Genomic DNA, 9,706 nt, shown 5'->3' with positions numbered 1-9,706 from the left:
TTTATCATTGGTGATCTTAGCATAGATTTGGGTCGTGGTGATCTGCTTATGCCCCAGCATCTTGCTGACCGTTTCCAGCGGTACGCCCTGCGTGAGCGTAACCGTCGTGGCGAAGGTATGCCGCGCGAGGTGGATCGTGGGGTTGAACGACAGACCGGCGTGTCTGGCAACATGCCGCAAGGACATGTTCAGCGTATTATAAGTGCCTTTGAGCGGAAAGACCCGGTCGCCTGAGAGATGCATATCCTTATAACGCTCGTAAAGCATTTCGGCAACGGGAAGCAGTTTGACACGGAACTGCGTACCTGTTTTCTGACGCCTGTCGATAATCCAGCGCTCCCCGTTATCGTCCGTATGGATGTCCGCGTGGGTGAGTTTCACTACGTCCGCATGGCTCAGGCCCGTAAAGGCGCAGAAGACGAAGGCATCCCGGTTGATACCCGTTCGGTAATTGGGGAGCCTGACATCTATCACGGCTTGTAACTCCGAAGCCGAAAGGTAACGGCGTTCTGAGTATTCCGGCCTCACGTAGAAACCTGCGAAAGGATCGGCGGCAATCCAGCCGTTCTTATACGCCGTGTAGGTCATCAGCTTCAGCTTCTTGAGTGTAGAATGGATCGTCCCGGAAGCAAGACCCTTTACCGTGGAGAGGTAGACGACGAACTTTTCCACGAACTCCCGCTTCAGCTCTTTGAACGCAATATCCTTGACGTGGTATTCGTATTCGAGGAAAGAGGCAAGGCGGTTACGGCGTTTGCGGTAATTGTCATAGCTCGAATAGGCGCGGTCTTTGCCCACGCGCTTGCGGAAATCTGCAAGGTATTCGTCGAAGGTCTGCAACAGCAGGCGGCAGTCGTCACCCATACCGAGGAAAGCGTTGCGGACCTTTTCGGCCGTAACGTATGAATCACGGTCGCAGAGACGTTGGTACTGCTTGCCGATATTGGTCTTGATGTTCTCCAACTTTTCATTGAGACGCTGGGCTTCAAGACTTCTGCCGGAGGCTTTGTTGGCTTTGGCATCCCAAAGGCTGGAACGAACGGAGAGTTTGCTGCTGAACTGCGACATCGTGCCATTGATGGTGATACGGCCCATAACGGGAACCTGACCGTGTTTTTCCGACTGCCTTTTTACATAGAAAAGGACTTTGAAAGTGCTGCGTTGCATAATAACTTGAACTTTGTGGATGGGTTAAACGTTAAGTCAAGTTATTTGTTATGCGGAAATCCGATGCAACAAACTGAAAACAAATGCCTTAATGCAAACAAAAGCATTTCGGGCAGGTAACGGATAAGTAACAAAACTCACCGTCAAACCTGCCCGATTATGCAATTTTATTGCTCGGAACAGATGCAGAACAGAGAATTAAATACCTGTAAACAAGATATTTACTCTTTTCTGCATTTTCTCTTACCTACAAATACCGAACCTTATTGGTCTGATGGGAGACTGAATTGACTGGATTGCCCGGTTTGGCGAAATGGCGTAATTAGCGGGAATGTCGCAAAGCCTTTTATTCGATTTTAAAAGAATGGGTGAGGACCGCTTGGCCCTCACCCCATCAGAACTCTCTGTTCAGAATTTGTGAACGGCCCTTACGAAGCGTTCGGCGAATTTCTCTGTTCCTTTTGTGTAGCTTTTGAAGGGTGCATTGGTAAAGACCAATATATGCGCCCTCTTCGCATCTGCTTCCGTCGAATTCCAATAGTCGCGCATACGGCCGAGTTCCGGCTGGCCATATTCCGCAAGCCGTAAATTCAGGTTTTCTATGGCCTCTTTATGCTCCTTATACGAGTAAGCCGGATTACTTCTCCCGAAATTCCATATGGACTCCAATTCTTTTTGCGCCGGAAGATACCAGCCCGGACCGAGGTCCTTGCACCACGAAAATGCAGGTAGGTTCGACCACAATAAGTCCGTGTTTGCGATTAATTCCCGTATGGCCAGCATATTTTTCCATCCGTCTTCGGTATCGGTGCAGCCGCTCGCGAAGCCTTTTTCTTTCAATGGGTTTTTGTTAATAAAACCCCATGCTGCTTTTCCTTCCACGAGCGACAGGAGCAGTCCGTGCCTGCCATCTTCTGAGACCCGGATGACAATGCCCCGGATACCGCCCTCATCGAACAGCTCTCCGAGCGAATAGCTGCGGGAAACGGGTGGGTAGGGATAGCTCGCGGCGACAGCCTGCGGTTTTTCATCTGCGAAAAGATCCTTGGTGCCGTTTTCATAGGTGATCGAGAACACTTCGCTGCGTCTTATGGAATAGGTGACGCCCTCGGTATGCGTGAATTTCCTGTATTTGACGTCGGTGTCGGTAATCTCTTTCACGACGGCTTCGATCTGCTCGGCATTTCGTTTCAGGATGATATCCTGTGCTGCCGAACTTGCTCCGATCAGACAGCATACGATGAATGACAGTAACTGTTTCATGGCTTAAAAGCGATATGCTATCCGGAGTTTGACACCTGCCATCCGATTGCTTTCGGATATATCAAGCGTACTATTGAAGTTCATGAAGATTGCCGCGCCGAGATCGAAATGCCGCGTGGCCCATCCGGCGCCCATCTCGATACCGACGGCCGTATTCGTCACTGTTTTCAGGTCGGCGCCTGACGCTTCGGATTTGACCGGGATTCCGAATTTGAACCCTGCAAAGCAATTCCAGCGGCCGCGCGGCCGATAGACGTAATACAAATCTATATTCATGCAGTTCAGGTCAAAATCCTCTTCGAACATATACATGTCGTAGCTGATTCCCGCACCCGCACCGTGCGGACTCATTTTGTCGAACATATACTCGGCAATCACTCCGGCCGAGCAGACGGGGCCCGATATATTTCCGCTTTTGGACGTTATTGCCGCATATCCGAATTCGGCACGCGGTCCGATGTAGAAATGTTTGTCTCGAAGCGGCTCCTTCGTCCTCTTTACGCTCCGGTTGATCTGTGCGTAATTTTCATTCGCAGCCGCAGGAGCTGTTGTGCTGCTCTCCGTCCCGGTCGTTTCCGCAGCCGTGGCCGGTGAGACTGCCGGGGCGTCCAGCGGCGTTACGACCTCGCGGGTTCCGTCTTCGAATCGGATAAGGAAAACTTCTGATGCCGGGAGAGTGTAGAGCGGTCCCTGCGCATTTTCATATTTCCGGTACTTGATTTGCGTGTCGCCTATTTCGGCGACTTTCGCTGCGATTTCTTCGCCGTTACATTTGGTGATGATGTCCTGTGCTGAAAGCTGTAAGACGCCTGTCAGGATTGCCGGAAGGCAGAAATAAATTTTTTTCATGTTTCTTGCTGGTATTGAAGTGCCAGTCCCTCGGCGGTTTCATTGTGCTGGACATATAAAAAACGTGGGACTACACTTTTATTTGCATCTTGCGGTCTTAGGATACCTTGGTAGTCAAATAAAACAGTATAGCCCACGCAGTAACGTGAGCGTCCGTTTTATTCACAACTACCGTTTGAAGTGTCCTAAGTTTCAAGATGTATGAATAAAAGCTGGCGCTTTTTATATGTATGTACCGGCGCTTTTAGTGCGGATCGGCACGTGTAAATCTGGTAAACAGAAAAAATTGTGCAATTATCTCTCCATAGGCATCAGTTTTTTGTCTTGTATGCAAATATAGAAAAAATCTCTGAATTATTCTATCGGTGAGGAATTGTCGTTTCATGGAAGAGCTCTGATGCTGGAGCACTTTTGCCTGACTATTCCTGTCTGCGCGTTTTGTGCCGTCGATGAGAGGATGAGTCGGAACGGAGCGGTAAATGAAAAGCGGGAAGATCCGAAGATCCTCCCGCCGGGCGAAGACGGTTTTAATCCGATGTACGGGGCGCGTTGTACGGTTCGGGAAAAACTGTCCTGCCCTTTTTCCTATTTATAATCCAGTCCGAGGCGGCCGTTTTTCTATTTGTGGCGCAGTCCGTGGAAATCGGCATTGCGCCTTTTCAATGATGCTTTTTAATGCCGGCGTTTTATATCTCTGAGGCTGTTGTCTTGTTCTTCCGCGACTCCCTGCGCGGGAAATTGCAATGGGACTTGGCCGAGCGGTTATGCGTGCCAATCGGTGTAGAGTCCGCAGTGCTTGCAGTGAAGTTTGTAGGTTTTGTGGTGTATGGCGCGGATGCGGAGCGCTACTCGGCGGCAGCCGGGGCACCGCAATGTATAGAGCAGGCGTTCGTAATGCCGGAATAGGAAGAAATTGATGCTGCTGAGTGCGATGGCCGCGAATCCGATTCCCGAACTTTCGTTCGTGATTACGGACAGCAGGCAGATTACCAAGGTGAGGAAAAGGAGCGTCAGGCCCAGCGTGTGAATCGTCTGATTACGCAGGTGCCTCTGATACCAGAGCGGCAGCGTGGCGCACATGCCCGTTACGGCAGGGACGCAGCTGATGCCGATCAGCAGGAGATAGTTGTTCATGACAAATATCGGAATGCCTGTCCCCCGGCATATGTAAGTGGGAGTTTGGGATAGGGATACAAAAAACGTGGGACAAAACTCTGATCTGCTTTCTGAGGCTCTGGAATAACCTGTGCAACCAAATACAGAATGAAGCCCACGTTGGAAACGTGAGCGTCAAACTTCATTCCTTGGTTGCTCTTAAAATTTTCCAGATTTTCAGAAAGCAAGGTACAAAGCTAACGCTTTTTATATGTATGTGCCGGCGCTTTTAGTGCGGAACGGCGCGGAAGTGATTCGCAATTAAGTCATAATACGCTTTTAATGCTTCATAGGCAATTGGGATTTAGGATGGTACACACAAATTCATTGTAGCTTCAATTGCCCTTATAAACTTTATAATATAGCAGGTGCTGTTTTCAGATATAGTTTTACTTGCAGTCAACTATGCATCTGATGTTGTTTCCGGTGCCTCTGCCGCCGATTCCGTTAATGTCTGTAAAGAATCCCCAACAAACAACCCTTGTAGAATAACTCGACTGGTTCAAATGCTGAGATGATGTCCACATAAATACGCCGCCTTCCATTACAAGTTCACCTTTCTCGTCTCGGCACCCATAAGATGGGTAATATGTTGTTTCGTTGTTCCAAGTGTACCAAAATTCTTTGGCATAGTCATTTTCATCAAGTTCTGCTTCAATTTGCTTTATGCTTTCTATTTCTGTTGCTGAAGGTACGCGGTATCCTGCAGGGCAAGGATCGTAATCGGTTTTTATATTGTTCCAAAGGGAGGGGTCTTCGTTTGCAAGCCAATCAATATTTTTATCTCCCATAAAATAATTCATAGGTTCTTTTATTGAAGTTTCAATATCAACACCTTTTTTTGTATACCGCCATTTCATATTTAAGGCCGGATTGATTGTTGTTTCGGTATTTGCAGTTGCAAACGCTCCGGTTTTGTACTCGTCTTTTGTTCCGCCATAGAACGGATCTTTTCTTCCCCATTGGTAGAATAGTCCATAATTCTCCTTATTTGAGCCTCTATCTGCACTTGTTGCTCCCAGCATCCTGTCCATAAAGACTGTTCCGTTTTCATATTCCATAGTTTGAGGAACATCTGTTATCCAAATATGCCAAGACCAAACAATGTTGTTTTTTGTATCAAGGGCAGCAATTACTGCATTTCCCTCGACTCCGGAAACAGTAAAACCAATTTCTCCACTTTTGTAGACTACATCACTGATTATAGGGTTTGAACTATTGTTCCCTTTCGTCATCCAAAGCCAATCGGCAGAATTTATATCTGAAATTTCAGATCCGTTTACTTTTGTAGTTTCAAATTTGTATTGGCCTTTTTCAGAAACTATATATGAGTTGGCATTGCCACCAAGATTTGTACCAGGCAACTTTGCTTCTTGGCTGGTCGTTATATTTTTTGCGTCTGAAGTGTACAAACCGTCAGCACTGACTGCCGCTGCTATAATGACATATTCAGAACTAGACATGAGGTTTTCTACCGTAACATAGATCCCCCCCCCTCTGCTTGCACTGCGGTTCCTTTACTAATAACCTCTTTCTCAGACGGCTGAGCTTCGCTCTTGAGTGTCACAATATATGCGCTTTGGGCTGCTTTTTCAGAAACAATCTTGAATGTAAGAGTGAAGTCTTCGCTTACGGTCACTTCTGAGATTGATATAGAAGGATGGATAGGCTCAGTGTTTTCCGAGCAAGATGTAAAGCAGAAAAGTGTTGTGATAAAAAAAAAGTTTAATTTTCATATCAGTATTTTATTTTGTGGGTTTCTACAAAAATATAATTTTTTATATTATATCCTAACGCGGCCGACGACGCTACCTGAGTTCTCCCGGATGGAGCTTTCTGTACTCTTCGAGCGTGATGGGACGGCGTCCCTGCGACCGGCGCAGTTTGTCGCCGATGACGTGTGCTGCGGCCCGCAGCGTACGTCCCAGTTCGGTGACGAATCCGCGCGGCGGAAAGAGCGTGCAGACCATTTGGCGGTCCCATTTCTTCAGGAAGAATTTGCTGTAGTATTCGTCCGTCGGGTTTACCAGAAAGTCGATGTCGTCTTTCCATTCGTAACGCACGTGCATCAGCTCTCCCTCGGAGAACGGCAGCAATTTGTAGGGCAGCGACTGATAGGGCAGGTAATTGAGGAACAGTTCGCCGTAGTCGTTGGCATAGTTGCCCGGAACGCGCTGTTTGTCGTACAGCACCAGCTTGTCGCCGATGCAGAGGACCACGTACCGGTGCGACTGCTTTGGGAAGAGCCATTCGCCCAGCAGGCTCGGCGTTTCGATATATCCGGCCTTGCCCACGCGCATCACCTCGCGCAGGAACTGGGCGGGATCGTCGCTGTGTTCGAGCACCTGATTGCAGATGACGTAGTCGAATTCCTTGTCTGCGAACGGCAGCGCTTCGGCCGCGGCGTTTACCAGCTTCTGGTGGGGATAGATGCGGAGTCCTCCGCTGCGGTGGGAGTCGTCGCCGAGAAACTTGTCGGCAAGGACATCGGCCCGGAAAGAGGGATTGTTGCCCGGTCCGATTTCAAGCACTCGGTAGCGCTTTTTTATGTGCAGATCCTGCCTGCTCTTGGGTGTGCTGATTCTCATATAGCACGATTGATCTTCATAGTTCACAAATATAGAAAAATAATTTCTAATTTTCGTTGAACATGCGTTTTATGTCGCGCCACTCCCCGTCGTTGGGGGCCGGTTCGATGCCCAGCAGCCGGCAGAGGATAAGATACATATTCTGGTTCTGGAACGATCGCTGTCGGTAGCCCTTGCGGAAGGCGGGGCCGGAGCCGTAAAATACCATGTGCATATCCCGGTCGCGGTTGTTGAAGCCGTGCGTGCCGCGCTTGCGTACGGGACGCTCCTGCGGGGCGTAGTCGAGCGTCCAGCCCGTTTCGGGAATGACGATGACGTTCGTCAGGCGGGTGGGGTGGGTGCCGTAGTGGAACCGGCGGGGCATCCGCTCGCGCCGCCATGCCTTCATATGGCCCGTGCGGCGCAGTGTGCGCACGGCTTGGTCCGCATACTCTTCCTTGACTTCGAGACCGAACGGCGTGCCGGGAACGACGCGCACGACCTGCGCCGTGTCGAGCAGCGGCAGCAGGTTGATGTAGCGGTCGGGCGAAAGCTCGGCCATGCCGTGGTCGGCCGTGACGATGAAGTTGATGCGGTCGAAGACGGGCGAGCGGCGTATCTCGCGGAAGAAGTAGCGGAGCACCGAGTCGATATGCTCGGCGCGGCCCACGGCTTCGGGCGATTCGGGACCGTAGGTGTGCATCGCGGCGTCGGGTTCTTCGAAGTACCACATCACCAGCTGCGGGATCTCCGCTTCGGGGCGCGTCATGGCGTCGATCACCCAGTCGGCGCGCTGGTAGTAGTCCGGTTTGGACGAGTAGCGGGTCCAGACGGTCGCCTGACGGCCGCCGATCGGGACTTCGCTGCCCGGCCACATGAAGATGTTGGCCGTAAGCCCCTGCCGTTCCGCCGTATTCCAGATCGGCTCTCCGCCCCAGAATCCCGGCGTGCGGACGTCCAGCGAGTCGAAAACCGAGAGCCGGCGTCCCTGCGTGCGGTCGTAGAAGCCGTTGTTCACGACCCCGTGGTGGTCGGGATGCAGGCCCGTGGCCATGGCGTAATGGCTCGGAAAGGTGTTCGAGGGATAGACTGGGTAGATTTCGGCATAGGTGCCGACGCGGGCGAGCGAATCGAGCGTCGGCGTGTGGCTGCGGCCTGCGAGGTCCCAGCGGAATGCGTCCATCGAAAGAATGACGGCGTATTGTTTCTCCTGCGGAGCGGTTGCGACGGCGCTCCTGCGGGACGTAGCGCATCCGGCGGACAGGAGCGCAAGCAGTATACAGGCGTATCGTTTCATTTCGGGGTGTTTTTGTTGGCGTAAAGATACGAAAAAAGCGCCCGCTGTAACAGGGGCGCTTCTCGATTGCGTAATAATTTATTACTTGCTCATGTAGTTCTTTACGTAGTGGTGGTGCTGGCCGAAACGCTCGAAAGCGGCGCGGTCCAGCTCCTCCTGAGCCGAAGGATCGGCCACCGAGATAATCAGGCGGGCACGCTCCTGCAGCGTCTTGCCGTAGAGGTCTACGGCGCCGTGCTCGGTTACGAACCAGTGGATGTGGTTGCGGGTCGTGACGACGCCTGCGCCCGGCGTGAGCACGGGAGCGATCTTCGAAATGCCCTTGTTGGTGACCGAAGGCATGGCGATGATGGCTTTGCCGCCCTTCGAGAGCGATGCGCCGTATACGAAGTCGATCTGGCCGCCGACGCCCGAATAGAACTTCGTGCCCAGCGAGTCGGCGCATACCTGTCCCGTGATGTCTACCTGCAGGGCCGAGTTGATGGCCGTCACGCGGTCGTTCTTCGAGATGATGTAGGGATCGTTGGTGTAGCCCACGTCCATCATCAATACGGCCGGGTTGTCGTCGATGAAGTCGTAGACGCGCTGCGAACCCATCAGGAACGTCGAGACCATCTTGCCCTTGTCGATATTTTTGGCTTCGCCGTTGATTACGCCGCTCTCCACCAGCGGAAGCACGCCGTCGGCGAACATCTCGGTATGGATGCCGAGGTTCTTGTGGCCGCCCAGCTGCGCCAGCACGGCATTGGGAATGGCGCCGATGCCCATCTGCAGCGTCGCGCCGTCCTCGATCAGGGCTGCGCAGTGCTTGCCGATGGCCGTCTCGGTCTCGTTCGGCTCGGAGAAGTGCGCCTCCATCAGCGGAGTGTCGTCCTGCACGAAGTAGTCGATCTTCGACGAGTGGATCATGGCTTGTCCGAAGGCGCGGGGAACGTGCTTGTTCACCACGGCGAGCACGTAATCGGCGGTCTCCACGGCAGCCAGCGTCGCGTCTACCGAGGTGCCGAGCGATACGAAGCCGTGTTTGTCGGGCGTCGATACCTGAATCATCGCCACGTTGCAGGGAACCGCGCCGCAGCGGTACAGACGCTGCGTCTCGCTCAGGAAAATCGGAATGTAGTCGGCGTAGCCGCTCTGCGTCACTTTGCGGACGTTGCCGCCCACGAAGAACGAGTCGAGCTGGAACACGCCTTCGAATTTCTCGTCGGCATAGGGCGCCGGGCCTTCGGTGTGCAGGTGGTGGATGTGTACATCCTTCAGTTCACCGGCCTCGCCGCGCGCGCACATGGCGTTGATAAGGCACTGGGGAGCCGAAGCCACGGAACTCAGGTGTACGTGGTCGCCCGATTTGATAACCTTGACGGCTTCTTCGGCAGTGGTAAATTTGATCTGGGTAGTCATTTTTACT

General features: G+C 52.1%; 8 protein-coding genes. All 8 read right to left on the bottom strand.

All coding sequences use genetic code 11. From position 1 onward, the window contains the following. A partial coding sequence (locus tag HMPREF9720_RS05790) for a site-specific integrase (RefSeq protein ID WP_009597290.1) occupies window positions 1–1,167 on the bottom strand: 1,167 nt, incomplete at its 3' end. Between the two features lie 408 nt (window positions 1,168–1,575). Beyond that, window positions 1,576–2,328 (bottom strand): hypothetical protein, encoded by a 753-nt coding sequence (locus HMPREF9720_RS05785; protein ID WP_254654366.1) that lies wholly within the window; start codon window positions 2,326–2,328, stop codon window positions 1,576–1,578. 105 nt (window positions 2,329–2,433) lie between these two features. After that, window positions 2,434–3,279, bottom strand: coding sequence for a hypothetical protein (locus HMPREF9720_RS05780; RefSeq protein ID WP_009597300.1), 846 nt, complete (start codon window positions 3,277–3,279; stop codon window positions 2,434–2,436). A 762-nt stretch (window positions 3,280–4,041) separates the two neighbouring features. Beyond that, window positions 4,042–4,413, bottom strand: coding sequence for a hypothetical protein (locus tag HMPREF9720_RS05775; RefSeq protein ID WP_009597298.1), 372 nt, complete (start codon window positions 4,411–4,413; stop codon window positions 4,042–4,044). 410 nt (window positions 4,414–4,823) lie between these two features. Next, window positions 4,824–5,897 carry a hypothetical protein gene (locus HMPREF9720_RS15385; protein WP_139022467.1) on the bottom strand — a complete coding sequence of 358 codons (1,074 nt, stop codon included), beginning with the start codon at window positions 5,895–5,897 and terminating at the stop codon, window positions 4,824–4,826. A 345-nt stretch (window positions 5,898–6,242) separates the two neighbouring features. Beyond that, the gene (locus tag HMPREF9720_RS05765; RefSeq protein WP_039939990.1) at window positions 6,243–7,022 is read right to left on the bottom strand and encodes a class I SAM-dependent methyltransferase; all 780 of its coding nucleotides are present in this window, start codon (window positions 7,020–7,022) and stop codon (window positions 6,243–6,245) included. A gap of 46 nt (window positions 7,023–7,068) precedes the next feature. Beyond that, complete coding sequence (locus HMPREF9720_RS05760) at window positions 7,069–8,298, bottom strand: alkaline phosphatase family protein (RefSeq protein ID WP_009597281.1); 1,230 nt, start codon at window positions 8,296–8,298, stop codon at window positions 7,069–7,071. An 81-nt stretch (window positions 8,299–8,379) separates the two neighbouring features. Then, a complete protein-coding gene (locus HMPREF9720_RS05755) occupies window positions 8,380–9,699 on the bottom strand; it encodes an acetyl-CoA hydrolase/transferase family protein (protein WP_009597260.1) in 1,320 nt (439 codons plus the stop codon). Between the last annotated feature and the right edge of the window lie 7 nt (window positions 9,700–9,706).

Origin of the sequence: Alistipes sp. HGB5, assembly GCF_000183485.2 — a bacterium.
Lineage (GTDB): Bacteria > Bacteroidota > Bacteroidia > Bacteroidales > Rikenellaceae > Alistipes > Alistipes finegoldii.
This window is presented reverse-complemented; position numbering and strand designations above follow the sequence as displayed.

Bases quoted from the DNA above. Each gene is read 5' to 3' on its own strand.
- HMPREF9720_RS05780 (WP_009597300.1), bottom strand. From the start codon at position 3,279: ATGAAAAAAATTTATTTCTGCCTTCCGGCAATCCTGACAGGCGTCTTA.
- HMPREF9720_RS05755 (WP_009597260.1), bottom strand. From the start codon at position 9,699: ATGACTACCCAGATCAAATTTACCACTGCCGAAGAAGCCGTCAAGGTT.
- HMPREF9720_RS15385 (WP_139022467.1), bottom strand. From the start codon at position 5,897: ATGTCTAGTTCTGAATATGTCATTATAGCAGCGGCAGTCAGTGCTGAC.
- HMPREF9720_RS05760 (WP_009597281.1), bottom strand. From the start codon at position 8,298: ATGAAACGATACGCCTGTATACTGCTTGCGCTCCTGTCCGCCGGATGC.
- HMPREF9720_RS05765 (WP_039939990.1), bottom strand. From the start codon at position 7,022: ATGAGAATCAGCACACCCAAGAGCAGGCAGGATCTGCACATAAAAAAG.
- HMPREF9720_RS05775 (WP_009597298.1), bottom strand. From the start codon at position 4,413: ATGAACAACTATCTCCTGCTGATCGGCATCAGCTGCGTCCCTGCCGTA.